Genomic DNA, 24,049 nt, shown 5'->3' with positions numbered 1-24,049 from the left:
AGACACGTCGCTAACGACGTCGTTAAACACGTGTCTTAGCAAATCATCCGGAAATCAGGCACGCGGCCATAATGGAGCGGTTACCCCGTTACCAACACGAAGATCGTTGAAACCGTCGGTATACAAACTGTGTTGAAAGTGCATATATGAGTGGCGGGCAGACTGGAGAGCGTGAAAGTGGAAATGAACCTAGATATCATCATCAAATCCGGCATCGTTGCAACTGCATCAGACACGATCCGAGCAGACGTTGGGATCAAGGGCGGAAAAATCGTAATACTTGCTGAAGATCTTGAGGATGATGCGGCTGAAATAATTGATGCAAAAGGAAAATTCGTACTACCAGGCGGTATAGACAGCCACGTTCATATCGCTCAGCCTTCTGGCGACGGTATCCTGATGGCAGACGATTTCGAAAGCGGCACGCGATCTGCTTTGTTCGGCGGCAACACGACGATCATGCCATTTTGCCTTCAGGAACGAGACGGTGACCTGAGGTCTGCAATCGACTGGTATCACGGTATTGCAGAAGGGCAGCTCTATACCGATGTCGCATTCCATCTGATCGTCGCCAATCCCAGCCCGCAGGTGCTGGGCCAGCAGCTGCCCGCCGCAATCGCCAACGGCTATACGTCGATCAAGGTTTTCATGACCTATGAGAACCTGAGGCTGAACGATGCCGAGTTGCTGGCAACCTTTGACGTGGCGCGCCAGCACGGTGCGACGATGATGATCCATTGCGAGAACGAGGATGCCATCCGGTTCCTAGTTGAGCGTCATGAGGCCAATGGAGATGTTGCGCCAAAGGCTCATGCAACAACCCGGCCGGTAGCGGTTGAACGCGAAGCTACGCACCGCGCCTTGTCATTGGCGGAGATTGTCGACTTGCCGATCGTCATCGTGCATGTGTCCAACGCCGCCGCTGCCGAAGAAATTCAGCGCGCCCGTCAGCGGGGCATGAAGGTGACTGCGGAGACCTGTCCGCAATATCTGATGCTCACTGCAAAAGATCTGGACGGGATGGACTGGGAGGGGGCAAAATTTGTCTGCTCCCCGCCCCCCAGGGACGCTGCCGAACAAGAAGCTTGCTGGCTGGGTCTTCAAAACGGCACGTTTGATCTGTTTTCGTCTGACCATTGCCCGTTTCGCTATGAAGGTACAGATGGCAAGATGAACCCGAAGGGCGCCAAGAATTTTCGCCATATTCCCAATGGGATTCCGGGTGTGGAAACGCGGTTGCCGATCCTGTTTTCCGAAGGGGTCAACAAGGGACGCATCGACATCAACACCTTTGTCGCAGTCACAGCAACGAACCACGCAAAAACATATGGGCTTTATCCGAAAAAGGGCACTATTGCTGTGGGATCAGACGCGGACATCGCCATTTGGGATCCTGAGCTTGTCCGGACGGTCGCGCACAGCGACTTGCATGATGGCGCGGATTATTCACCTTACGAGGGGCTGACGCTGAAAGGCTGGCCTACGACGGTGCTCTTGCGTGGTAAAGTGATGGTGCGCAACGGCCATCTGGAGGGCCAACTGGGTGATGGTGCTTATCTGTCTCGCACGTCCGGGGCTGGCCTGATCAAGATTTTGGATGAAAAATGACGAACCCTGCCAGCCTGAAAACTGATGCGAAACCAAAGGACGGGCACAGCGTTCTGTCCGAACGCGTGCGGCAGCAATTGACCGAATTGATCCGAAATCGCTCGCTGGCAAGCGGGCAGGTGATTATTGAACAGCGTTTGGCGGAGACTCTGGGGGTATCGCGCACACCCCTGCGGGAGGCTTTGCAGCGGCTTGAAGGCGAAGGCTTGATCCAGAAGAACTCCGGTCGCTCCTACATGATCCGGGTTGTGAATTTTCAGGAATATATGCAAAGTCTGAAGATGCGCCGCATCATCGAGCCAGAGGCGGCGGCAAACGCCATCAGCCGCATTCCGCTGTCCGAGATTGCCGCTGTCCGTCTCGAGATCGAAGGGCTGCACACCGGAGACGGAGAGCACACCGAAGCACATTGGGATTCAGACGACCGTCTTCACCGTCTATTCGGACGCCATTGCGGCAATATGGTCATGTTCGAAATCATCGAAAAGCTGCGTGTGACAACCCGTTTGTTCGAAATCACAGAAATTCGGCAGAAGGTGAAATCTGATTTTGTGGAACACATCGCCATTCTCGACGCTCTCAGCGCCGAGAATGGCGATGCGGCTCGCCAAGCGGTGGCGCGCCACATAACCAGCCTCATAAGCTATTCGCTACAGCAGGTAACCTGACCTTTGCACCCGCGAGCCGCATGTCAGCGCGCTTAGCGACATAGCGGGTCGCGATTCCAGTTCTTGTAGATCAGATAACGGGCATGGCCGTGCCCTATCGCGCCGAACCATTGCGGACAATAGGGGCCCATCCAAATCGCATCGTTCGCATCAACAGGATACCAGTTGTCCTCAAGCCGATAAATCCCACCCCCGTTTAACAGGACGAGGCCATGTTCCATGAAGTGGGTTTCAACATACGGAAGGCTCGCGCCTGGCGCGAAGTCCATGATATTGATTTCAAGGTCGTAGCCGTCACCCGATGGCAAGAGCTTCTGGAGCATAAGGCGCGTATCGCCCTTCATTGGAACCGGTTCGTGTGTAGAGATCTTGTTAACGATCGGTTCCGGCAGGGCGGCGTTGGCCAGAGGTTGATACCGTCTTTCGAGCACCAAGATCCGCGCACCGTCTGAGAGGCTGATTTGGTGTTCGCAATCGCATGGGAAGAATGCATATCCTTCGTGATCAAGCGTTTGTAGATCATGGCCGTCGATCGAAATGCTGACCGCACCGTCCTGGCGCAGCACAAAGCGTTCGACGCCTGACTCGGGAGCGGCGATTGTCGCGTCAGCATCTGCTTGCACAAGGAACAACGAGAAGTCGGCCCCCAAAGCCGGGGTGATCAGATGCTTGAGACCGCACCCGGGCCAAGCGGGCAAGGTGACGCGTTCATGGCTGTCCGGGCTGATCAGGGCATGACGGCGGTGAAAGGCAGAGCGCGTTTCGCCGAAAGATTGACGCATCAGGAATTCCTTTGTTGGTGAAGTGACAGAACGGCCTGCAACCTTTCGACTTCGCAGTCGCTCAGTTGCCGCATCGGCCGTTTGACGCGATCTGACTTTATTTTACCCATCAGCTTCAGGCAGGTCTTCAACCGCGCCGTTGCGAGATAGGGCGGGGCGCGGCGGTAAATCTCACGCGAGAGCGGATAGATCTGGTCGTGGAGCGCGCGGGCAGCTTCCCAGTCTCGGGATTTTCCGGCGTCGAAAAGCGCGGTCACGAGGTCCGGAACGATTGCGGCAAGAGAAACTTGGCTGCCGTCGGTCCCAATTTGATAACAAGCCATCAGATGCTCATCGCCCGAGGCCATGACAGACACTCCGGGGCGCTCGGACTTGATGCGTCGGCGCAATTCCTCATATGCAGAAACTTCCCATGCACCCTCCTTGATGCCGGCAACGGCATCAAGTTCGCAGAGGCGGGACAGAAGATCGATGTCATAAGACATGCGGCCCCAGGCGAGTGGTGCCTTGTAAACTATCACCGGAAGCCCGCAGGACTCCGCAATGGCGCGATGGTGTTCAATTACAATGGTTTCATCCAGTCCTAAACTCCAGTGGTTCGGCGGAAAAACCAAGACTGCGTCAGCCCCTGCCTTGGCAGCAACTGCGGCCTCTTCAACTGCGCCGCGCGTGCTTTCGGCGGTGACCCCTGCGGTGATAAAACAGTCTTCCGGAACGGAAGCGCGCGCTATGCCGACCACTATGCCGCGCTCATCCGCACTAAGCAGATGGCCTTCACCAGCATGGCCGTTGATCAACAGACCACGGATGCCTTCGGCTCTTGAAATGTCAGCTAAATGCGCCTGCAATTCGTTTTCTTCGATCATCCCATTTGGTGACATGGGGCAGACTGTGGCGGCGTGAATGCCGGTCAGAGCGGCAATATCGGGTTGCATGATCTCTGGAATGCTCACGGATGTTCTCACTGTGATTTTGGGGGGAAATGAGCGGCCTCGGGCGTGGAGTTCGCGAGCAACCGGTCCATCGGGAACAGCGGCATCTCGGGGTGGTGGCCCAGGATGGCCTGTGTCAGGCAGTGGGCAATGTATGGCGCGCTCGTATAGCCCGAATGAACCGATCCGCTGACCCAAACGCCGGGGTGTCCAGGGACTGGCCCAACGATTGGCAAGGCGTCGGCAGTTTCAGCTTCGAAACCTGTCCAACTGCGCACCAGCCGTGTGTTGCGTAACGCTGGAATGGCGTGAACGGCTAGTCTTGCATTGCCCACGGTACTGTCATGCGTCGTGCGGTGGTAATTTGTTTCCCGGCGACCTTCACCTTGCCATCCGCCGCCGATGACGACGGTTCCGTGCGGAAATTGCTTCAGGGACAAAAGCCCGCTGGCGATGCCAAGAACGGTGCGCATAACTGGCCCGGTCCGTTCGGTGACCGAGAGTTGATTGACCAGCGTCTTGATCGGAAGCTGGATATCCAGCCACTTGAGCATTGGCTCCAGCCAGACACCGCCGGTCAGCACAACCTGCGACGCAGCAATAGCCTTTTGCGCCAGACGGATTTCATAGCCCTTGCCGGACGCGGCCAGTCCGGTCACAGGCGTGTACTCGCGGATCGTTACCCCTGCATCCCTGAGGGCGCGTCGATAGGCCAGACCGGTGAGGTACGCGTTGGCATAGCCGTCTATCGCGCAATGGCTTGCCATCCGGATGCTAGGATTTACTCCGGGCTCTATGCGCGTGGCTTCAGCTTTGGTCACGAGATTGATCGGAGCGCCAGCCGCACTGCGCGCCTTTGCACGCTCGGACAGCAACTGCTCCTCGGCTTCTGTGAAAGCCAGTGAAAGGCCATCACAGGCAACCACTCCGACGTCGTGGCCAAGCCAATGCGGCGCGTTCACCCACATTTCGTGCGCCTTCAGCGCATAAGGGATAAGTGCGGCGCGGGTCATTTGCATCGTTAAGGTGCCCGCGTTCGTCCCCGATGCCTGACGCGCCAATGCGCCGGCCTCCAGCAACACGACATTCATTCCGCCCCGGGCGGCGAACAGCGCGACGCTGGCACCGTGAATGCCGCCACCAACGACCGCGAGATCATACATGCGCGGGCTCATAGAGGTGCCGGTTTCGGAACCGGGATGTCGTCGTAGTCGAAATCACCGATCAGCTGGTTCATCTCGATAGGGCGCACCGGTGCGCGTGGTGTCAGGCGTGTGTCAGTCTTCGGTCCGGGGTTGCGGTGGTTTAGGATGGCAGCGGCAGTCAGGCCACACATTCGGCCCTGACACGGGCCCATGCCAAGCCGTGTGAAATGCTTGAGTTGATTGAGATCCTGAGCGCCATCGTCAATCGCTGCATGAATGTCTGCGTGCGTAACATCCTCGCACCGGCAGATAATGGTCTCTGCCGAAACATGGGTTGTCACATCCTGCGGGAACTGCATCAGACGGCACGATGCATCGCCAAATTTCTCCAATCGGCGCAGCTTGCGCCTCGGCTCTTTTACCCGCGCGGAAAATTGCGCTTCGGTCAGCGCACCGTGATCTCTTGCGGCAGAGAGGCCTGCAATTTGGCCTTGTATTGCAGAGGGCAAAGCGCCGTATACCCCGGCGCCGTCGCCAGCGACATACAGGTTTGGGACAGAGCTGCGGCACCGATCATCGCGGATAGTGCGATAGCCGCCCCTGAGACCGTCAGCAGTCTGCGCAGCCCCCAGCAAGCGATGCAATTCGTCTGCGGGGGTCAATCCGTTTCCGACGTATAGCGTATCGGCCTCAATTTCTTCGGTTGCGCCAGAGTCGAGGTTGCTCATCACAATCGACTGCAACGCATTGTCTCCGTTGGCGCGGATCACTTCACTGCCGCGGTGGTACGGAATACCGGCCAAGGCGAGCTGTGACATCCACCGGGCGCCAGTGATCAGCATCGACGGTACGCCAGCAAACCCTACCGCAGCGCGCAGCCAGTCGCTGCGGCTTGCCCTGTCAATGATGGCGCGGGGCCGCAGGCCAAGTTCACAGGCTTTTGCTGCAACGGCTATGAGAAGCGGACCCTGACCCGCAATCACGATGTCCTGCCCGAACAGCGCTTTTTCCGCCTTCATCACCGCAGTCGCGGCGGCCAACCCGAAGACGCCGGGCGTGGTCCAGCCCTCGAAGGGTAGCACACGTTCGATTGCACCGGTCGCTAGCACAAGGCACGGAGCGTTGAGTTCTTTTGCTCCCGCGTCTGAAACGCACGACACCCGGAATCCTGGTCGTGCATCCCAGACCTGAGTTGCGTAGAAAATCTTGATCGAAGAGGCGGCAAGCCGGGCGCGCAAATCGTCGCCGCGCTCACGGTCAGGATCCTGTGCGCGGCTGCGCTTGGCTTTGGCCGTGCGCGGCGCTCGCCAAACTTGGCCGCCCGCGGCGGGGCCTTCGTCAATCAACGCGACATTCAGACCGGCTGACGCCGCCGATAGCGCTGCTTCGCCGCCTGCCGGACCTGCGCCGATCACCAGAAGATCAAAGCTTTCTGTCATCCCCGATCATCCGCGGCGCCGCGCAGCTCTACCCGCATTCCATCCCGAACCTCGGTCTGGCAGGCGCGGCGAATGCCTCCGTCGATCTGTATGGCGCACTCTTGGCATGCACCCATCATGCAGAAGGCGCCGCGAGGTGTTTGACCATTAGGACTGAGGCGCAGCAGATATGAGCTGTTTGCGAGCAGTGCGCTGGCGACAGTCTGGCCCACCGCACAGGCAAGGGGTGCCCCGTTGACCGTTAGCCTGATTTCTAGACGTTCCGACATTTATTTCCGCCGCCTCAGAGGGGTCATCCGAGAATGCCCTTTACTTGTGTAAGCTTTGTATACAAATTGAGTGCGGGGTGGGCAAGGCCAATTGCCCTTCCTTTCAAAAAAACGACCAGGGAGTCACTAAATGTTCAATTTCCTTAAAAGACTGGCGTTCGTGGGTGCCGGGGCGATCATGGCTGCAACGCTGATGGCGCCAGACACGTCAAGTGCCCGCTCGTTGGATGAAATCCTGTCCTCCGGCACGCTCAAGGTCGGTGTCAACCCGACGCTACCGCCTCTGGGCATCTACAATGAGCAGAACGAAATCGCCGGATTTGACGTCGATTTCTCGCAACAGCTGGCGGATATGCTGGGCGTCAAACTGGAAGTCGTGCAGGTTGGTTCGCCTGACCGGATCCCCTTCGTCGCGAGCGGTAAGATTGATATCGTCATGGGCGCCATGACGCGCAATCCGGAGCGCGCAAAAGTCATCGACTTCACACTTCCCGTGCACACCGAAGTTTTCGGCGTTCTTACAACGGAAGAGAAGGGTTATACCGACTGGAAAGAGCTCAACTCGGCAGATGTGACGCTGGTTCAGGTCCGCGGAAGCACGCCGGTCAAATTCATCGAAGAGAACCTGCCCGAAGCGAACGTTCTGTTGCTGGACAACTATCCTGACGTCGTGCGCGCACTGGCTCAAGGGCGCGGCGACGCGTTGCTGGATGTGATCGACTTTGTGGGCGAGCACATGAATAAACACGATGTGAAATGGAAAATCGTAGAGACTCCGGTTGACATTTACTACTGCGCGATCGGAGTCGCCAAGAACAGCACTGGCCTGAAAGACTGGCTGAATGTCGCAATCTTTGAATTGCACCGCGACGGTGTCGTCGACGACCTGTGGATGAAGTGGTTCGAGCGCGAAATGATCCGTGACGTCGAAGTGTCTCCCTGGTTCTGAGCCTGTCCGTTGAAAGAATGCCTGCCTCGACATCCTGTCTGGGGCGGGCATGCTGAATCCAAGAGAGCATCATGGACTATACATTTCAATATGGTCAGGTCTGGCCATATTTACCCTACCTGATCAAAGGTGCGTGGCTGAGTTTGCAGATCGCGTTTCTCGCCTTTTGCGGAGGGATGCTGATCGGGACGGTCTGCGCGGCGGTCAAGACATTTGGCGGCGGCTTCAGCCGTCACGCCGTAAACGCATACGTGGTGTTCTTCGTGAACACGCCGCAGCTTGTGCAAATCTATTTTCTCTATTTTGCGCTGCCTGACCTTGGAATCTTCCTGTCATCTTACATGGCGGTTCTGCTCGGCATGACGCTGAACGCTGGTGCCTATCTGACGGAGATCCAGCGCGCCGGTTTCGAAAGCCGTCGACAGAGCGAGATGGAAGCGGCGGAAGTTCTCGGGTTCAGCCGCTTGCAGCAGATCCGCTATGTGATCCTGCCGCATGTGGCAAAGGTTCTGTTCCCGCCTTTGTCCAACCATTACATTCTCATGACTCTGGGCACATCGATGGCGGCCATCTTTGGTGTTGAAGAACTCACGGGACGTGCCTTCAACATCAACAGCGAAACTTTCCGGTCACTCGAAGTCTTTTCGATCGTCGCAGTGATCTATGTGTTTGTCACGCTTATCGCCTCTGTGGCGCTGGCACTGTTCGGAAAGTTCGCGTTCCGCACCAAGATGAGGGTGGTCTGATGGGAGGCTTCTTTTCTGAATTGGCGAGCCTCGCGACCTATCACAACATCGTCTTTCTGGCCAAAGGAGCATTGACCACGATCGCCCTGTCGGCGTTTGGCTGCATCCTGGGCGGGCTGTTCGGCACCCTTCTGGCTGTTGCGCGTCTGACCTCTGGCTGGCTTAGCTGGCCGCTGCGCGCGTTTGCGCTGGTATTTACCGAATTCTTCCGACGCGTGCCTTTCCTTGTCACGCTGATGCTGTGTTTCTTTGCCTTCCAGTTCGGCGGGTTCGACGTATCCACCCTCACGGTGGGCTGTGTAACCGTCGTGTTGATCGGTACCGCATTTCTCGCGGAAATCGTGCGTGCAGGTTTGCAGTCGGTCCATCCAAATCAATGGCATGCCGCCGCGGCGATGAATTTTACGCTGCTGCAGACCATCCGCTACGTGATCTTGCCGCAGGCCTGGACGGTGATCCTGCCGCCTGCTTTCGGCTTTTTCATCCTGTTCATCAAGGACAGCGCACTGGCGTCCCAGATCGGCGTTGTCGAACTCACCTATGTCGGCAAGGTTTTCAACAACAGAGGATTTTCCGCCGGAGTTTCCTTCGGTGTCATCCTGCTTGCCTATTTCATGCTGTCCTATCCGCTGTCACGCTTGGGCGCTAAACTGGAGAAAAAACTTGGCACATCTCGAACTCGATAAGGTGAGTGCAGCCTACGGAAAGTTGCGTGTGTTGGATGGTATCGAACTTTCGGTCGCAAAAGGCGAAACGGTGGGGCTCATTGGTCCATCCGGATCCGGAAAGAGCACGATCTTGCGGGTGCTGACCGGGCTGCTGAAGCCCGAAACTGGCAGCGTTCGAGTTGCCGGAGAAACCATCAATTTCGACAAGCCTGCGGACATTCGCACATTGCGAAACCGTACGGCGATCGTGTTTCAGCAATACAATCTTTTCCAGAACTTGACGGTACTGGAAAACGTCATGATCGCGCCGATCAAGGTGCACGGACGCAAACGCAGTGAGGTCCAGGCAGAAGCTGAAAATCTGCTTGAAAAGGTCGGTCTGGCAAACAAGCTTGAAAGCTATCCGGATCAGCTTTCTGGTGGTCAGCAGCAACGGGTGGCGATCGCGCGCGGGCTTTGTCTGAAGCCCGAAATTCTGTTGTTGGACGAGGTGACCGCAGCGCTTGATCCGGAACTTGTCAGCGAAGTGCTCGATACGATCCGGGAACTGGCGGCAGAAGGAATGACGATGGTTATCGTCAGCCACGAGATGGGCTTCATCCGCGAAATCAGCGCGCGCGTCGCATTTATGGCCGACGGCAAGGTCGTTGAGCTTGGTGCACCCGCCGACATATTTGATGCTCCCAATCAGGACAGGACACGTGACTTTGTCGGAAAAATTTTACGCCACTGAACCCGCTGCGTTGACATTGCCAGGCGCGGATCTGCTTGTTGGCGCCGTTGACGGGCATGTTCATGCCTGTCCTCACATCAACCATCGCTCCATCGACGTCTTGCAGGCAGTGCAACAGGCTGCGGACGCAGGCATGCGGGCCATCGGTCTGATGGACAATTTCGCCAACTCGTCAGGCATGGCCGCGCTGGCCAACCGGCATCTTGGCCACTTGGGGGTCGAGACGTTTGGCGGGCTCATCATGGAACCTGCGGCCGGCGGGATTGATGCCGACAATGTGCGCATTGCCCTCAAGCTTGGCTTTGGTGCGCCCGGCGACGGGGCGCGGTTCATTTCTTTGCCCACCCACCACACGCGTCACACGGCGCGTCTGGAAAATCGCGCCGAGAGCTATGTTGCCGAATGCCTTGCCATCCCGGAAAGCGGTGCCCTGCCGGAGCCACTGCCCGAGATCATGGACCTGGTTGCCGAAGCCGATGTGGTGTTGAACACTGGGCATCTGTCTGCCGTAGAGGCCCTTCGTGTGGTTGAGGAGGCCAGCGCGCGCGGCGTTTCCCGCATCCTCGTACCGTCAAGTCATTTCGATGGCGAAACCGTGCGCGATCTGACGGGTAAGGGCGCACATGTCGAATTCTCGTTCTTTTTTGTCACCCATGCCACGCAGACCGGGCTGACCCATGTCGATGCGGCTCGCAACACCGTGCCGCCGGTAAGTGCGACGCAGATGGCGGCACTCATCGCTGCTGCCCCCGGTGACAAGGTTGTTGTTTCCGGCGACTGCGGTGTCTTTCTGTTGCCCCCGCCGGTTGAGGGTCTTCGCGAATTCCTGTTGCTTCTTGAAAGCTGTGGCGTGCCCAGGGCCGATCTGCGCCGCATGGTTCAGGACACACCCGCCGCGCTGTTCCGCATAGGCCAGTGAGAGAGATGCAGGGCAAGGCGCACAGGATCCAAACGGTTCTCGGGCCGATTGATCCGCAGGACGCGGGCCGCATTATGATGCACGAGCATGTTTTGTGCGACGTGACGCCCCCAGCACTTGCGGCGTCAGGTCAGCCACGCACGGAGGTGACACTGGAGAATGTGCACGAGATCCGGTTTCACTGGACCGGGCATTATGGCAATCACATCCTCGACGACGCTGCCCTTATGGCGCTGGAACTCTCTGACTTCAAAGCCGCGGGCGGAAGTACGGTCGTTGACCTCACCATACGGGGAATTGCGCCCGATCCAAGCGGCCTTGCCGCGGTTTCACGCGGGTCAGGCGCGCACATCGTCGCGGGCACCGGATACTACATTTCCGAATTCAGCAATGCAGACCTTTCGAACAGCACTACAGATCACATGGCACAACAAATGATTGCCGATCTTGCTGACGGCTTTGCGGGCACATCCATAAAGGCTGGCATCATCGGGGAAATCGGAGTCAGTGACCCTTGGCATCCCGACGAGCGGCGCGCCATGACGGCTGCGGCCATCGCACAACAACAGACTGGTGCGTCGATCACGGTTCACCCGGGCCGTGATCCTGCGTCCCCCTTTGAAATTATAGACCATCTGAAAACGGAGGGGGCCGATATCCAGCGCGTCATTATTGGCCATCTGGACCGCACCTTGACACTGCCGGGCCAAGTACAGCGGCTGGCCGATACCGGGTGCGTACTGGAGTGGGATTTTTTCGGAATCGAAAGCAGTTACTATCCATTTTCAGACCTCGATATGCCCAATGACGCGGGTCGTTTGGCACTGATTCTGCCGCTGCTTGCAACCGGACATCAAAGTCAGATCGTGATCTCGCAAGATATCTGCACGCAGACACGCTTAAAACGACGCGGTGGTCACGGATACGCGCATATTCTGAACGCCGTCGTGCCAGTGATGCTGAGAAAAGGCGTCTCGGAGGACGCAGTTGCGCAGATTCTTTCCGCTACGCCACAACGCCTGCTGACTATAAAGTCGTAGCCTTCTCGACGACGGCCGCCGCGAGCGAGATGGGATTGTGGAAATCGGCCTGAGCTCTGAGGCGCGGACTGCTTTCGGACTCCTTATGCACTTCCAGCTGCTGAAGATCGGCGAATGGTTGGAAAAAGACGCTCACCTGTTCGGTGTGGAAGGCGCGCTGACCGCTGCCGAATTCTACGCACCTGTCAGCGGGCAGGGTTGAAAGTTGATTTTTGGTACCGTCCGATCCCCGTCTAGGCGGCTAGATGTGATCGGTTCTGTGCAGTTTTCTACCCTCATCAGGGCTTTTCGACCCTCACGATTGATTTTCGGCAGAAGCCGCGATAGTGTCTTTTTCGACCTTCGCAGCCATTGAGTTGCGATTTTCGACTTATTTGATGGATTTTCGACCTATGCGACTGCACGATCTTAGCCCAGGATTCTTCCAGGATGAACCACTTCCAGAGGCAACGAGCCTTGTGGGCTGGTCTGCTCTCGCGCACTCGCTCGGGATAAAGGCTCCCGTCCGCAACCTTGCTTGTGTCTCTGAACGGCACGTCAAAGGCAACAGGCGTGAAGATGGGCCATGGCTTGTATTCGATAAGCGATACTTGCCCGAGGAAACGCTCGAGGGGCATCTAAATTTTGCCCTTCGGCACGAAAATATTGATCTGCTGCTCCTTAAGCGCGTTTTCGAAGCCGTGCCAAGTCAGGCCATTGAAGACATCGTCAAGGCGACGCCGACCGGCGCGTTTTCACGGCGGGTTTGGTTTTTCTATGAGACTTTGACCGGCAAGATGCTGGCGCTGGACGATGCACAATCTGTGACAGCCGTCCCAGCCCTTGATCCGAAGCTTTACTTCACGGGTAAGGAGAAATTTTCCCAGCGCCACCGTGTTCGCGACAACCTGCTTGGCACTGGCGCGCTTTGCCCGGTGATCCGGCGCACTGAGAAGCTGGAAAGGCTGATTGCCGTTGATCTGGCCAGCAAGGCACAGGCCACTATTGGCAAGACCGGAGGCCATGTTGTAGCACGGGCCGCAAGCTTCCTTCTGCTTGCTGACAGCCGCGCCAGTTTCGAGATCGAAGGCGAAAGGCCGCCGGTCAACAGGCTCGAACGTTGGGGGCGTGCTGTTCTGGAAGCGGGCAAGCGCCCACTGAACCAGACGGAGATATACCGACTGCACCGCATCCTTATCGGTGATGACCGACTGACTCCCGTTGGTTATCGCGAAGAAGGCGTTTTTCTTGGTGAGCGGGACCACCAGAACGAGCCAGTACCGGAGTTCATTGGCGCGCGGCCCGAAGATGTCTTCGATCTGATGACGGCACTAAACGAGTGCAATAATAGGCTCAGGATCAGCGATCGGGATGATGTCGATCCGGTTTTGCAAGCAGCTGTGATCGCGTTCGGTTTTGTTTACATTCATCCGCTTGCCGATGGAAATGGCCGTTTGCACCGGTGTCTAATCCACCACGTTCTTGCGGAGCGAAAATTCACGCCCGCCGGGATGATCTTTCCGGTCTCCTCCGTCATGCTGGATCGCATTGACGATTACCGCGAAGCTCTTCGGGGTCATTCCGCGCCTCTGATGGATTACATCAAGTGGCGCGCACTTCCGAGCGGCAACGTGGAGGTGCTTAATGACACTGCCGACCTTTACCGTTTTTACGACTGTACGACTGAAGCGGAGTTTCTGTATGAATGCGTACAGAAAACTATCGAGGAAAACCTCCCAAGGGAGATTGAATATCTAAAGCGGCAGGACGAGGCGATGCGCGCCATAATGAACGCAATCGAAATGCCTGATAGCCTGGCCCAACAAGTGATCATCTTCATCCGTCAAAATGACGGGAAGTTTCCCAAGCGGCGCAGAGACCGCGAACCGCTTTCCAAACTGACTGAGGAGGAAGTCGCCATGCTGGAAGATATTGTGAACGATGTGTTTTCGGGGAGTTGTCACATAAACTGAACATGGTCTGGTTGGACGCGATTATGATAAAGATCACGCGATGCTTGCTGCCGCTTTCCAAGCATCGACTGCTTCCATCCGATGATACCGGATGGTCAGGGCCGCGCGACGACGGGATGGTAGGGCAAAGCGATTGCGGGTGGTTGAGTGTATGGAAACGAAGCCTTGCAACCCGCCGGGCGTCCGGCCCCCCTGCATCGATCTCTCGCGTTTTCGGAAAGGCAAATGGTGGTTCTCGGCGCGATTAATCAAGCCCTTGTGGGACCAATGATCGAGACCAGACGCGACCTCACGTTTGGCCGCGCCATAGGACCGCAGCTTGTCGGTAACGATCCGCTTTGGCACAAAACCATGGCGTCTGATCAGGCTGGTCAGAAGCCGCTTTGCCGCCTGCGTGTCTCGCTTGGACTGAAGACTTTCTTCCAGAACGAGACCCTGTTGATCGACAGCCCGCCAGAGCCGGAATGTCCGACCTGCACTTTTCACGACGCCTTCGTCCAGATGCCAAACATCGCCGGGTCGCGCCTAGCGCCGCCGAAGATTTCTGGCGACTTTCGGCCCAAACTTAACCGTCCAGCGCTGGATGCTTTCGTAAGACACGTCGACTCCACGTTCCAACAATAGCTCTTCAACCTCTTGCAAGCTCAGGTTGAAACGGGCACACATCTTGCTCTCTGACGAACACAAATGGCCGAAGCCGTAGGTGACACAGCCGACATTCGATACGGTTCACTCGAGCGACGGCAGAGCGGACAGCAATGAGCCGTCGCACAAGCCTCCATGGCGATCAGCGCACGCGGGTGGGGTGCCATCGCGGCGTGCCTCGCCGGCGTTCTCCTGTGGAACGACTATGCTGCTGAAATGCAGGTATGCTCGCGTGGCAGCAACTTGCTCTCGACACGCTAAAACAATTTGACAAAGCCTTTCGGACCGGTCGCAGCATCCGAGGAAATCTTGATGGTCTTAAGTGCGGCGTGTTTTCGTCGGCACCGAGGCGGATCGTAGGGCAAGGGCGGCGTTTTGCGTCATCTTTCTTGTAGGTTAAAAGGCGTCTCGTAGATTATCCGCCGGATCAGTTCAGCCCTGAAGGATCGGAGACCCACTCGCCTTGTCCGGTCCGGTCGCTGTTCCAGAATGGTCTTGCATCGCCTTCACAAACGCTGAAAAGACCGGGTTTGGGTGTTGCCGTGTGGATGAGAGCTCGGGATGTCCCTGAAGGCCCAGGTAAAAGCCCGCGCCCTCGATGGCAGCGGCGGTGCCGCAGGGCTCGACGGACGAGGCGTGGAGCCCGACCTCTGGAAGGGCGTCCAGCAATTCGGACGCGAGGCGGTAACGATGATTGGCCATGACCTCTACGGGGCGGTCCAGAAGGGTTGAGAGATAGGAGCCCGGCTGAGCCTCGATCCTGCGCGGCCCCAGGCGGTGCATGCCATCCGGGAAAGGCTGGAAGCTGAAGCAGGGGGCGGTCGGGCGTGCTTCGGCCAATGATGCGCCCTGCCAGCCCGGCAGGCGCCGCGCAGCGGCGGTTGCCATGCTTTGCATGCCAAGGCACAGGCCCAGCATCGGAACGCCTTCAACCCGCGCCAGGTCTGCCAGCCGGATCTGGCCTTCGACCGGAGCCATGTCGGCACCGCCCGGCATGAGCACACCGTCGAGCCTGTCGAGGGGCGCGTCCGGCAGGTTCGTCGGATCCAGGAAGCAGAGATCCGCGCCCAATCCCGCGGATTCCAGAGCATCGCCCAGCGCCGCCAGCGGTGCCGGGCAGGTTTGCAGCATCTGCTCGGGCGTTCCCGCGAGGCCGACGCGAAGGGCCGGGCCGGCCGGCGCTTCGTAGGCGGACGTCAGGATGCGCCCGTAGCGATCCCGCCATGCCAGGGTGCGTCCGGCGTCGTCAATCAGTCTTGAGCCTTCCGTGTGGACCGTCACTTGTCTCACGGACAGACCCGCAGCCGAAAGACGCTGCCCGAGATCTTTGCCCGAGGGGTCGGTAACGCTCCAAGCCGGGTGCAGGGCGATGACCGCCCCAGGTTGCGGCACCTCGTCGACGCGAAGACTTAGCGCGTCCTGTCCCGTCAGGCGCACGGCCCAGACCAGTCCGCTGGGCGCCAGTGCACCCGTGCGAAAGACATGCTGCGCGGCATCCGGATGGGTGCCCGAAGGCCAACTGCACGCCGTCCACCATACCGTGCCGCTGGAGCGGACCGCGATGGCCGCCGCGGCTGCGCCGAACAGCGCCGGCTCGTCGGTGTCGTGCAGGACAAGCGTAACGGCGTTCATGACGAAAATGTCCCGCAGGTGATGCCACAGGCAGGAACCAAAACGCTCATAACAGGTCTCCCGAATTGGTAAGTGGATGACGCTTGGACAGGTCTTGCCCGCGATCGTTCATTCGACGTTTTTCCATGACTTGACATGTTGCACTGGCACCCGCCCATCGGGCTCTTCATGCCAGAGACGCGGACGGACGCGGTGCGCCACGGGTCGATGGCCAACCCTTTGTCGGGTCGGCCCAGCCAGCAACCGGTTCAGGCCGCGACGCGCAGCAGATCCCGCGGGACCGTGCCAAGCTGCCGGTATCCGGTTTCAGTCACTACGATGGTTTCGGACACGCCCACCGTGAAGCGGCCATAGATGCGAAGTGCCGGGGGCATATGGAATACCATGCCGGGGCGCAGTTCGGTCGTGACGCCGGCATTCAGCGACAGGATGCCCCCCTCTCCCCAGTCCGGGGCAAAGGATATGCCGGTGGAATAGCCAAGACGCTTGCGGAAGTTGTCGGTGAACCCCGCCTTGTCGATGACCGCCTGACAGGCATTGTGCGACGCCTCGCAGGGCACGCCGGGACGGATGTGTTCCAGGGCTGCCGAAAGGGCATTCTGGCAGGCTTTCATCATGTCCTCGGCCTCGGGCGGTACCTGGCCAACCCAGGCCGAGCGCATAAGCGCAGCATGATATCGGTCGTGTACGCAGGCCAACTCCAGGAACGCTGGGTCGTTTTGCGAAAGCGCCACCCGCCGCCAGGTTCCATGGGGAACGCCGGTGCGTCTTGCGGTCGACACGAGAGGCTCCATCCCCATGTATTCGCCACCCGCGCTGATCGACGCATGCAGCATCGCCGCCACCAGATCGTTGTCCGTGGCGCCTGCGCGGACTGCGCCAAGGCCTGCCCGCATGCCCGCGTCCACATAGCCCGCGGCAAGCTCGAGCTTCTCGATCTCCAGCGCGGATTTCACCACGCGCAGTGCCTCGACGATGCCTGCGCTGTCGTGCACGGTTCCAAGCGCATCCTGGAGCTTTTCATAAACGGCAATGGGCAGGAACCAGCCGCGCTTGTCGATGCCGACGCGGCGGGACGCGAGGCCCATGCGCGAGATCACGTTCGTCAGGAAAGCCACCGGTTCATCGGCGTCGGAATAGATCTCGGCGTCGGTGATGAAGGTGTTGGCGACGAAGTTGAAGTATTCGAGCTGGCGCAGCACGAAGACCGGATCGCCCTCGACCGGCATCACCAGCGCCTGAAACGTGTAGTATCCCGGCGTTTGCTGCCCGGTTAGGTAGAAGATGTTTTCCGGCCCGGTGACTACCATGGCATCCAATCCCGCCGCCTGAAGCCCGGCGCGGGCGGCCGCTTGCCGGGATGCGTATTCTTCCATGGGAAAGGCCGATTCCTGGCCCTGCGTTACGCCCGTTGTGTCCATATTCTGTCTCCTTAAAGATCGTTGGCGCGGGGCGCCGTGAATGAAATGCCAAGTCCTGAAGTGAGAGGCGCGCTGACGCGGCCGTCGGCGTAGGTCAGCCCGCCGGCAGGATCGTCGGCCAGCCCGTCGGCGCCGTAGAGTTCGGCGTGTTCGGGCTGGGTTGCGCAGGCCAAGTGGAGAGCCGCCGCCGTGGCAAGGCTGCCTTCGTTCATCTGGCCGATCATGAACGGCACGCCTGCGCGCCGGAGCGCCCGTACGGCGGCCAGCGCGGGCGTGATGCCGCCGGTCTTGATCAGTTTGAGATGCGCCCAGAGCCTGCCCTGTGCCGCCCCCGTGCGGGCAATGATCTCGGCGACATCGCGCGGACCGACCATGCTTTCGTCAAGCATGAGCGGCATGGGGGAACCCTCAGCCAGTCGGCTCAGGGCATCCCAGTTACCGGGGGCTATGGGCTGCTCGACATAGGCGACATCGTACTCCACCAGACGGTTCAGGAATGCGGGCGTCTCGGCCACGCTCCACAATCCGTTGGCGTCCACGGACAGCTTCAGGTCCTTCCCGAAGCGCCGTCGCAATCTGGCGAGCCTTGCGCAATCGGCCTCGAAATACTGTCCCACCCGGATTTTCAGATCGCGAAAACCGCGGGCGACGTAGGCGTCCGCGCGGGCGTCGAACGCTGCGTTGGACGACAGGAACAGAGTTTGGTTCGTGGCATGGTCAATTGCCACCGCCTGCCCCGCCAGCAGATGCGCCAGCGGCACTCCCGCGCGGCGGGCGGACAGATCCCACAGCGTGCAGTCGAACAGCATCCGCACCGGTGCAGGCAGATCGAGGTTCGCGAGTTCGCTTCGCAGGTCCGAGGGAGGGCGGGACCAGTCGGTCCGCGCGGCATGTGCCCGCGCGGCGTCGAGCAACGTGTCGGCGGCATATCCGTTCAGGTAGGCGCAGTTCAGACGGGTTTCGCCCACCGCGCGGGTTTCCCCGTCGTCCAGCACGAAATACAGGGTGTCGAGCCCGACCACCGGACCCGAGCTGGCTGTGTGGAGGGTCAGCCCGGAATAGCCGAGCTCGGTGCGGTGAAAGCTGTACCGCATTCAGGCCGCCAGCATCCGGCGCGCAACATCGGCGTAAATGCTTGCCGACACAAGGAATTCATCCTTCGGCACGAATTCGTCGGGCTTGTGGGCCACCCCGAGGTCGCCGGGACCGATCACGGTCCCCTGCGCGCCAGCGTCGACGAAATGCACGAGGTCGCAGGCGCCCTGAAAGCCGAACGGCCCGGGCTTTGCCAAGCCGGCGGCCGAGCAGGCGGCAAGGGACGCCGCGACGATGGGTGCCGTGACGTCGGTCTCTGTCGCGCCTCCGGTGGTGGCATTTTGCCCGAGAATGAAAGCGCGGATTCCGTGCATATCCTGCGCCTGTTGCAGAAGGGCCGAGATCTCAGCCAGCGCCTCGGCCTCGGTCTCGCCGGGGATCAGGCGCCGGTCGACCAGCAGGTCGCAGGCATCGGGCACGACGTTGTCCGACGTTCCCCCCTTGATCCGCGTGACCGTCAGACTGGGCGACCCCACCAGAGGGTGATTGCGGCCCGACAAGACATCGCGGTGAAACGCTTCGAACACCGGCATTAGCACGCCCGCCAGAAAGATCGCGTTCTTGCCCAGATGCGGGCTGCCGGAATGGGCCGACAGCCCCTCGACCCGCACCCAGGGACGCAGCGAGCCCTTGTGCGCGCTGAAGGTGGTGTTGCCTGTCGGCTCGCCCACCACCACCGCGTCGATCGCGGGCCGGCCGGCCGCGTAGTGGCGCGCGCCCTCGCTCGCGATTTCCTCATCGCCGGTGAACACACCCAGAAGTGTGCCGGACCAGCCTGCCCGATCCGATGCCAGCAGGCGCAGGGCCTCCAGCATGGCGATGAGCGGGCCCTTACAATCGCAGGCCCCGCGCCCGAACAGCTTGCCATCGCGTTCGCTCAGCACGAAGGGATCCGAAGTCCAGCCGCTCCCTGCCGGGACTGTGTCGATATGGGTGTTGAGCGCAAAGACCGGACCCGGTCCGTTGCTCAGCCGGGCCTCGACGTTGAAGCGGCCCGGCTTGTATTCGTCCAGCCGCACTTCGAAGCCCGCCGGGGCAAGAATATCGCGGATGAAGGCGGCGGCCGCAGCTTCCTGGCCCGGCGGGTTCTCCGTGGGTATGGCGACAAGTTGTGACAATTCGCGCAGCATGCGCTCGGACGACGACTGAAAGGCCATGTTCTTTCCGTTCAATTTCAATCAGTGTAGGATCTGGTCGAGGAAGCGCTGCGTGCGTTCGTTCACCAGGCCGCCGAAGAAATCCGCGGCGTTGGCGTTCTCGATGATCGCCCCGTCTTCCATGAAGATGATCCGGTCGGCGGCGCGGCGCGCGAAGCCCATTTCGTGGGTGACGCAGATCGAGGTCATCCCGTCGGCCGAGAGTTCCGCCATGACGTCGAGCACCTCGCGGATCATCTCGGGATCAAGCGCGGACGTCGGCTCGTCGTAGAGCATCATCTTGGGGCGCATCGCCAAGGCGCGAGCAATTGCAACACGCTGTTGCTGCCCGCCCGAAAGTTCGTCGGGATAATGGTCGGACCGCTCGGGGATATGCACCTTTTTCAGCAGATCCAAGGCAAGGTCGTGGGCATCGGCGGTGCAGAGCCCGAGAACCCTCATCGGAGCGAGCATGATGTTCTCGGCGGCCGTCAGGTGCTGGAAGAGCTCGAAATTCTGGAACACCATGCCAATGTCGCGTCGGATGCGGTCGGCATGACGCAGATCGGACGTGATGTTCCGCCCTTCGAAGAACACGTCGCCGCCGGTCGGCGGCTCAAGCAGGTTGAGGCAGCGCAGAAAGGTGGATTTTCCCGAGCCGGACGGCCCGATCAGGACGACCGTCTCGCCGACGTCGACCGCGAGCGAACAGTTGCGCAGGACCTTCGTGTCGCCGAACTGCTTGTCCACGCCGATGGCCTCGATCAGTTTTGGTTCTTTCATGGTCCCTCCTCAGCGACCGGCTTCGGGTTGGCCTTGCCCGCAAGCCGCGACATCAGGCTTCTGGGCGCGGCGCCTCGGCGCTTCTTGGGCTCGAGCGAGCGTTCCATCAGATATTGCCCGACCATGAACACCGAGGTCAGCGCGAGGTAGTAGATCCCCGCCGCCGTCAACGCTTCGAAATAGCGGAAATCGGCAGACGCGGTCTGGTTGGCCACCAGCAGCAGTTCCTCGACCGCGATCACCGAAACCAGCGCAGAGGTCTTCAGCATGCCGATGGTCTGGTTGCCCATTGGCGGCAGCACGATGCGCGCGGCCTGCGGCAGGACGATGTAGCGCATCACCTTGCCCCGTGTCATCCCGAGCGCCAGGCCGGCCGTGCGCTGCCCCTTGCGCACCGCCTGAAGGCCCGAGCGGATGATTTCGGCCATGTAGGCGCCTTCGTTCAGCGACAACGCGATGACCGCGGACAGGAACGCCGACAGCCGGATGCCGAAGGTCGGCAGGACGTTGTAAATGAAGATGATCTGGAACAGGACCGGCGTGCCGCGGAATAGCCAGAGATAAATCAGCGTCAGCCAGTTCACCGGCGCAAATTTCAATCCCTGCAGCAACGCGATAATCAGCCCGACGATGACCCCGAAAAACAGGGAGACCACGGTAATCGAAAGCGTCATCCACGCGCCCGAGATGAAAGACTGCGATACGAGATATTGATAGACGAGCTCGAAGGACATCTAGGGTTTTCCTCAGGTCTTGGCGGGGCAACTTGAGGAACGGCGCGCGGGCCGTCCCGTTGTTCAAATCCCCGGACCCTTGCCGGGGGTACTGCCCTCAGTCGAACAGCGACACAGAGGCCGGAAGCTTCCATTTGGCGATCAGGGCATCATAGGTGCCATCTGCAACGATCTCGTCCAATGCGGCCTGGATCGACGCCGCGATGGCCACGTCGCCCTTACGGGTGGCGATACCGACCTGCGTGTTGCTTTCGAATTCCTCGCCGACGGCCTCGAACACGCCCGCCATCTTCTCCTGCATCACGACGGTGCCCGGGGTGCTGTCGTAGAAGGCATCCGCCCGGCCCTGCCGGAGGGTCAGCGCGCTGTCCTGCGCCGTCGGCAAGGTGAGAACCGTCACGGCCTCAAGCCCGGCGTTCTGGCAACGGGCATCGTCGGCCCGGGCCTGGCTTTCCTGGATCCCGCCCAGCGTCACTGCAATCGTCTTGCCGCAGAGTGTGTCGTCGCGCCCGCTGATCCCCGCCGGGTTGCCCGCCTGCACGACAACGCGGTTTCCGATCTCGAGGTAGGGTACGAAATCCACCTGCTCGGCCCGCGCCGGGTTCATGTACATGGCCGAGTTGATAATATCGATACGACCGCCAAGAAGTGCCGGGATCAGGCCCTTGAACTCCATGCTCATCGGCTTGGCCTCGGCGCCGAGTTTTTCGGTCAGCGCCGCGATCAGGTCGATGTCGAAACCTGTAAGCTCACCATCTACCGTATACTCGAAAGGGGAAAAGGTGGCGGCAACGCCATAGGTGATGGCCCCCTGCTCCACTAGGCCGCTGTCCGGCATGTCGGCCGACAGAGCGGGCGTGGTGGCTAACAAGGCGACGGCACTCAGCGTGCTGAACGTGGTCCGGAGAAAATGAGACATTGGACGGCTCCTGGCTGGATGGTGGATGGTGGAAATCATTTTTTTCTTATTGTTTTGTTTAGATCATTTTGTACAATTTGAAAGCGCGTGAGCCGGACGTAGTTGCGGAAATCGGAGGGATGCACAGGCGTGCAAGATTTTTCCGCAGACTCTTGTTCAGTTGCCCAGAATAGCGGCTTGAGCTCGAGCTCGAGACTCGCCGGAGCAGTCCGATGCAGCATGTGGCACATTGTACGCCATGGTTCGTCGTGCTTAAGATTGTACGAAATTGAAAATTGGAACACGCACAGACATGCCAAAGGCTGCCCGCCAGACGCACTTTCTTCTTGCCAACCGGATCCTCGATCTGTCACGGGACGCCCGGTTCGAACCGGGTCACCACCTTCGGGAGCAGCTTTTGGCGGATCTTTTGGGCGTCTCCCGCACGCCGGTGCGCGCGGCCCTGACGCTCCTGTCGGAGCGTGGCATCGTCGAGTCCCGCCGGAACCAGGGATTCTTCCTGCGCCTGCGACCGGATGAGCTGAGCCGTCTGGAGCTAGATGTGCCTCAGAGCGCGGATCAGAACCTTTACGCCCAGATCGTGCAGGACCGGCTGAGCGGAGCGTTGACCGACGAGCTGACGCAGGTCGATCTGCTGCGGCGCTACGATGTGGATCGGACAGTGCTGCAACGCACCCTGTCGGCCCTCGTGAACGACGGTCTACTCGCAAAGGGTCAGGGACGATCCTGGGAATTCATGGCGACCCTTGACAACGACACCGCACGGGATGCGAGTTTCGATTTCCGCCGCACGATCGAACCCGCCGGCCTTCTCCTGACAACCTTCTCTGCCGACCAAGGCGCGTTGGACCGGCTTCGCTTGCAACACCTGCACTTCGAAAGCCACCCCGACATCGAATCCCTGTCCAGCAAGCAGCTGTTCGAGCTTGACGCGACATTCCACGAAACCATCGCGGGGTTCTCAAGGAATGCGTTTTTCCTGCACGCCGTACAGCATCAGAACCGTCTGCGTCGCCTGTTGGAGTTCGTCACCAACGCCAACCGAAGGCGTGTGAAGGAATGGTTGAAGGAGCATCTGCAGATCATCGAGGCGATTAACCGCAACCAGCGCGATACGGCTGCACGACTGCTGCACGATCATTTACAGAATGCGAATGCCGCCACCGCCCAGAGACGAAAGAAGATGAGCTGGCAGTAAGGCTAGCAAGATGCTGTTCCGTGGGCGCCTGCAGCAATGAGGCCAACATCCAGTATACAAAACCCTACAATTTCTTGCTACAGTTTTTCCAAGCTAACCATGCAAATTCAGACACTTGCGACTTGTTCAGCGCGAACTAGGCTCAGGACCCATTATTCGGGTTGATGCCACGAGGCCTGCATAATTCACCTTCCTCGAACCAAAGAGGGTTTGATGAGCAATCTGTATTGGCTGAGCGAGGCTCAGATGGAGCGGCTTCGGCCTTATTTTCCAAAGAGCCATGGCGTGCCGCGCGTTGATGACCGGCGTGTCCTGACTGGTATTATCTTTTTCAATCGCAATGGCTTGCGTTGGCGAGATGCACCGGCTGAGTATGGTCCCCACAAGACCCTCTACAACCGCTGGGAAAGGTGGAGCGATATGGGCGTGTTTGCGCGGATCGCCAAGGCAACCATGGCGCGTTTAGTGCCAGGGCGTTGAGCGACCTGCGCGGCCCACAATGCAGCGCGTCGATCGTCCGCGATGCATCATGACAGTCGCAGCCTGACGTAATGCGCAGCGCAGATTGACGTCGCCATCGAGAGTGCGAAGCTGCGCAGATGGCGATCGACAACCTGCCCGGCGAAGACCACCCCA

At 59.5% G+C, this 24,049-nt stretch carries 22 protein-coding genes and 3 pseudogenes; 12 read left to right on the top strand and 13 right to left on the bottom strand.

Annotation, left to right across the window (positions count from 1 at the left end; all coding sequences use genetic code 11):
* Nucleotides 1-150 precede the first annotated feature (150 nt).
* Both hydA and P775_RS12455 read left to right on the top strand, forming a co-directional pair.
* Complete coding sequence (hydA, locus tag P775_RS12460) at nt 151-1,608, top strand: dihydropyrimidinase (RefSeq protein ID WP_245875669.1); 1,458 nt, start codon at nt 151-153, stop codon at nt 1,606-1,608.
* Nucleotides 1,605-2,276 (top strand): GntR family transcriptional regulator, encoded by a 672-nt coding sequence (locus P775_RS12455; protein ID WP_099911302.1) that lies wholly within the window; start codon nt 1,605-1,607, stop codon nt 2,274-2,276. Before hydA ends, P775_RS12455 begins: the two co-directional genes overlap by 4 nt.
* 32 nt (nt 2,277-2,308) lie before the next feature.
* Here the strand turns inward: P775_RS12455 and allE are convergent, their stop codons facing one another.
* Genes allE through P775_RS29865 form a run of 5 tightly spaced genes read right to left on the bottom strand, consistent with a single transcriptional unit; the run spans nt 2,309 to nt 6,843 of the window.
* A complete protein-coding gene (allE, locus tag P775_RS12450; protein WP_099911301.1) occupies nt 2,309-3,058 on the bottom strand; it encodes a (S)-ureidoglycine aminohydrolase in 750 nt (249 codons plus the stop codon).
* Complete coding sequence (locus P775_RS12445; RefSeq protein WP_143520895.1) at nt 3,058-4,011, bottom strand: dihydrodipicolinate synthase family protein; 954 nt, start codon at nt 4,009-4,011, stop codon at nt 3,058-3,060. Before P775_RS12445 ends, allE begins: the two co-directional genes overlap by 1 nt.
* 8 nt (nt 4,012-4,019) lie before the next feature.
* On the bottom strand, nt 4,020-5,165 hold the full coding sequence (locus P775_RS12440; protein WP_099911299.1) for an NAD(P)/FAD-dependent oxidoreductase: 1,146 nt from the start codon (nt 5,163-5,165) through the stop codon (nt 4,020-4,022).
* Nucleotides 5,162-6,574, bottom strand: coding sequence for an NAD(P)/FAD-dependent oxidoreductase (locus tag P775_RS12435; protein ID WP_099911298.1), 1,413 nt, complete (start codon nt 6,572-6,574; stop codon nt 5,162-5,164). Before P775_RS12435 ends, P775_RS12440 begins: the two co-directional genes overlap by 4 nt.
* On the bottom strand, nt 6,571-6,843 hold the full coding sequence (locus tag P775_RS29865) for a (2Fe-2S)-binding protein (RefSeq protein WP_099911297.1): 273 nt from the start codon (nt 6,841-6,843) through the stop codon (nt 6,571-6,573). Before P775_RS29865 ends, P775_RS12435 begins: the two co-directional genes overlap by 4 nt.
* A 130-nt stretch (nt 6,844-6,973) precedes the next feature.
* Here P775_RS29865 and P775_RS12425 point away from each other — a divergent pair, with 130 nt between their 5' ends.
* From P775_RS12425 to P775_RS12390, 8 genes and pseudogenes are all read left to right on the top strand, one after another.
* Complete coding sequence (locus P775_RS12425) at nt 6,974-7,792, top strand: transporter substrate-binding domain-containing protein (protein WP_099911296.1); 819 nt, start codon at nt 6,974-6,976, stop codon at nt 7,790-7,792.
* Nucleotides 7,793-7,863: 71 nt separating this feature from the next.
* Complete coding sequence (locus P775_RS12420; protein ID WP_099911295.1) at nt 7,864-8,538, top strand: amino acid ABC transporter permease; 675 nt, start codon at nt 7,864-7,866, stop codon at nt 8,536-8,538.
* Nucleotides 8,538-9,224: an amino acid ABC transporter permease gene (locus P775_RS28935; RefSeq protein WP_099911294.1), complete on the top strand. Its 687-nt coding sequence runs from the start codon at nt 8,538-8,540 to the stop codon at nt 9,222-9,224. Before P775_RS12420 ends, P775_RS28935 begins: the two co-directional genes overlap by 1 nt.
* Nucleotides 9,202-9,939 carry an amino acid ABC transporter ATP-binding protein gene (locus P775_RS12410; protein ID WP_099911293.1) on the top strand — a complete coding sequence of 246 codons (738 nt, stop codon included), beginning with the start codon at nt 9,202-9,204 and terminating at the stop codon, nt 9,937-9,939. Before P775_RS28935 ends, P775_RS12410 begins: the two co-directional genes overlap by 23 nt.
* Nucleotides 9,914-10,858 carry a DUF6282 family protein gene (locus P775_RS12405; protein ID WP_099911292.1) on the top strand — a complete coding sequence of 315 codons (945 nt, stop codon included), beginning with the start codon at nt 9,914-9,916 and terminating at the stop codon, nt 10,856-10,858. Before P775_RS12410 ends, P775_RS12405 begins: the two co-directional genes overlap by 26 nt.
* A 5-nt stretch (nt 10,859-10,863) precedes the next feature.
* Nucleotides 10,864-11,898 carry a phosphotriesterase family protein gene (locus tag P775_RS12400; protein WP_143520894.1) on the top strand — a complete coding sequence of 345 codons (1,035 nt, stop codon included), beginning with the start codon at nt 10,864-10,866 and terminating at the stop codon, nt 11,896-11,898.
* Between the two features lie 31 nt (nt 11,899-11,929).
* Nucleotides 11,930-12,100 (top strand): annotated as a pseudogene (locus tag P775_RS12395) (biotin/lipoyl attachment domain-containing protein); the annotation flags it as partial.
* 124 nt (nt 12,101-12,224) lie between these two features.
* A complete protein-coding gene (locus P775_RS12390) occupies nt 12,225-13,850 on the top strand; it encodes a Fic family protein (protein WP_245875668.1) in 1,626 nt (541 codons plus the stop codon).
* Nucleotides 13,851-13,883: 33 nt separating this feature from the next.
* Here P775_RS12390 and P775_RS12385 read toward each other — a convergent pair.
* The 8 genes and pseudogenes from P775_RS12385 to P775_RS12350 form a co-directional block, all read right to left on the bottom strand.
* Nucleotides 13,884-14,510, bottom strand: a pseudogene (locus P775_RS12385) (IS6 family transposase); the annotation flags it as partial.
* Between the two features lie 417 nt (nt 14,511-14,927).
* Nucleotides 14,928-16,127: a glutamine amidotransferase-related protein gene (locus P775_RS12380; RefSeq protein WP_099911289.1), complete on the bottom strand. Its 1,200-nt coding sequence runs from the start codon at nt 16,125-16,127 to the stop codon at nt 14,928-14,930.
* Nucleotides 16,128-16,375: 248 nt separating this feature from the next.
* Nucleotides 16,376-17,548 (bottom strand): M24 family metallopeptidase, encoded by a 1,173-nt coding sequence (locus tag P775_RS12375; RefSeq protein WP_099911288.1) that lies wholly within the window; start codon nt 17,546-17,548, stop codon nt 16,376-16,378.
* An 11-nt stretch (nt 17,549-17,559) separates the two neighbouring features.
* Nucleotides 17,560-18,642 carry a mandelate racemase/muconate lactonizing enzyme family protein gene (locus P775_RS12370; protein WP_099911287.1) on the bottom strand — a complete coding sequence of 361 codons (1,083 nt, stop codon included), beginning with the start codon at nt 18,640-18,642 and terminating at the stop codon, nt 17,560-17,562.
* Nucleotides 18,643-19,800, bottom strand: coding sequence for a M20 family metallopeptidase (locus P775_RS12365; protein WP_099911286.1), 1,158 nt, complete (start codon nt 19,798-19,800; stop codon nt 18,643-18,645).
* 21 nt (nt 19,801-19,821) lie between these two features.
* The gene (locus P775_RS12360) at nt 19,822-20,562 is read right to left on the bottom strand and encodes an amino acid ABC transporter ATP-binding protein (RefSeq protein ID WP_099911285.1); all 741 of its coding nucleotides are present in this window, start codon (nt 20,560-20,562) and stop codon (nt 19,822-19,824) included.
* Nucleotides 20,559-21,296: an amino acid ABC transporter permease gene (locus P775_RS12355; RefSeq protein ID WP_099911284.1), complete on the bottom strand. Its 738-nt coding sequence runs from the start codon at nt 21,294-21,296 to the stop codon at nt 20,559-20,561. Before P775_RS12355 ends, P775_RS12360 begins: the two co-directional genes overlap by 4 nt.
* Before the next feature lie 97 nt (nt 21,297-21,393).
* Nucleotides 21,394-22,215, bottom strand: a complete 822-nt coding sequence (locus P775_RS12350; protein WP_099911283.1) for an ABC transporter substrate-binding protein — start codon at nt 22,213-22,215, stop codon at nt 21,394-21,396.
* 292 nt (nt 22,216-22,507) lie between these two features.
* Here P775_RS12350 and P775_RS12345 point away from each other — a divergent pair, with 292 nt between their 5' ends.
* Nucleotides 22,508-23,413 (top strand): GntR family transcriptional regulator, encoded by a 906-nt coding sequence (locus tag P775_RS12345; protein ID WP_099911282.1) that lies wholly within the window; start codon nt 22,508-22,510, stop codon nt 23,411-23,413.
* A 213-nt stretch (nt 23,414-23,626) separates the two neighbouring features.
* Nucleotides 23,627-23,854, top strand: a pseudogene (locus P775_RS12340) (transposase); the annotation flags it as partial.
* Nucleotides 23,855-24,049: the final 195 nt, after the last annotated feature.

Origin of the sequence: Puniceibacterium antarcticum, from assembly GCF_002760615.1 — a bacterium.
Taxonomy (GTDB): Bacteria; Pseudomonadota; Alphaproteobacteria; order Rhodobacterales; family Rhodobacteraceae; genus Puniceibacterium; species Puniceibacterium antarcticum.
This window is presented reverse-complemented; position numbering and strand designations above follow the sequence as displayed.

Excerpts from the sequence above, each read along its gene's own strand:
- allE (WP_099911301.1), bottom strand. The coding sequence starts at position 3,058 with ATGCGTCAATCTTTCGGCGAAACGCGCTCTGCCTTTCACCGCCGTCAT.
- P775_RS12440 (WP_099911299.1), bottom strand. The coding sequence starts at position 5,165 with ATGAGCCCGCGCATGTATGATCTCGCGGTCGTTGGTGGCGGCATTCAC.
- P775_RS12380 (WP_099911289.1), bottom strand. The coding sequence starts at position 16,127 with ATGAACGCCGTTACGCTTGTCCTGCACGACACCGACGAGCCGGCGCTG.
- P775_RS12400 (WP_143520894.1), top strand. The coding sequence starts at position 10,864 with ATGCAGGGCAAGGCGCACAGGATCCAAACGGTTCTCGGGCCGATTGAT.
- P775_RS29865 (WP_099911297.1), bottom strand. The coding sequence starts at position 6,843 with ATGTCGGAACGTCTAGAAATCAGGCTAACGGTCAACGGGGCACCCCTT.
- P775_RS12435 (WP_099911298.1), bottom strand. The coding sequence starts at position 6,574 with ATGACAGAAAGCTTTGATCTTCTGGTGATCGGCGCAGGTCCGGCAGGC.
- P775_RS12425 (WP_099911296.1), top strand. The coding sequence starts at position 6,974 with ATGTTCAATTTCCTTAAAAGACTGGCGTTCGTGGGTGCCGGGGCGATC.
- P775_RS12360 (WP_099911285.1), bottom strand. The coding sequence starts at position 20,562 with ATGAAAGAACCAAAACTGATCGAGGCCATCGGCGTGGACAAGCAGTTC.
- P775_RS12455 (WP_099911302.1), top strand. The coding sequence starts at position 1,605 with ATGACGAACCCTGCCAGCCTGAAAACTGATGCGAAACCAAAGGACGGG.
- P775_RS12375 (WP_099911288.1), bottom strand. The coding sequence starts at position 17,548 with ATGGACACAACGGGCGTAACGCAGGGCCAGGAATCGGCCTTTCCCATG.
- P775_RS12345 (WP_099911282.1), top strand. The coding sequence starts at position 22,508 with ATGCCAAAGGCTGCCCGCCAGACGCACTTTCTTCTTGCCAACCGGATC.
- P775_RS12370 (WP_099911287.1), bottom strand. The coding sequence starts at position 18,642 with ATGCGGTACAGCTTTCACCGCACCGAGCTCGGCTATTCCGGGCTGACC.
- P775_RS28935 (WP_099911294.1), top strand. The coding sequence starts at position 8,538 with ATGGGAGGCTTCTTTTCTGAATTGGCGAGCCTCGCGACCTATCACAAC.
- P775_RS12420 (WP_099911295.1), top strand. The coding sequence starts at position 7,864 with ATGGACTATACATTTCAATATGGTCAGGTCTGGCCATATTTACCCTAC.
- P775_RS12355 (WP_099911284.1), bottom strand. The coding sequence starts at position 21,296 with ATGTCCTTCGAGCTCGTCTATCAATATCTCGTATCGCAGTCTTTCATC.
- P775_RS12365 (WP_099911286.1), bottom strand. The coding sequence starts at position 19,800 with ATGGCCTTTCAGTCGTCGTCCGAGCGCATGCTGCGCGAATTGTCACAA.
- P775_RS12350 (WP_099911283.1), bottom strand. The coding sequence starts at position 22,215 with ATGTCTCATTTTCTCCGGACCACGTTCAGCACGCTGAGTGCCGTCGCC.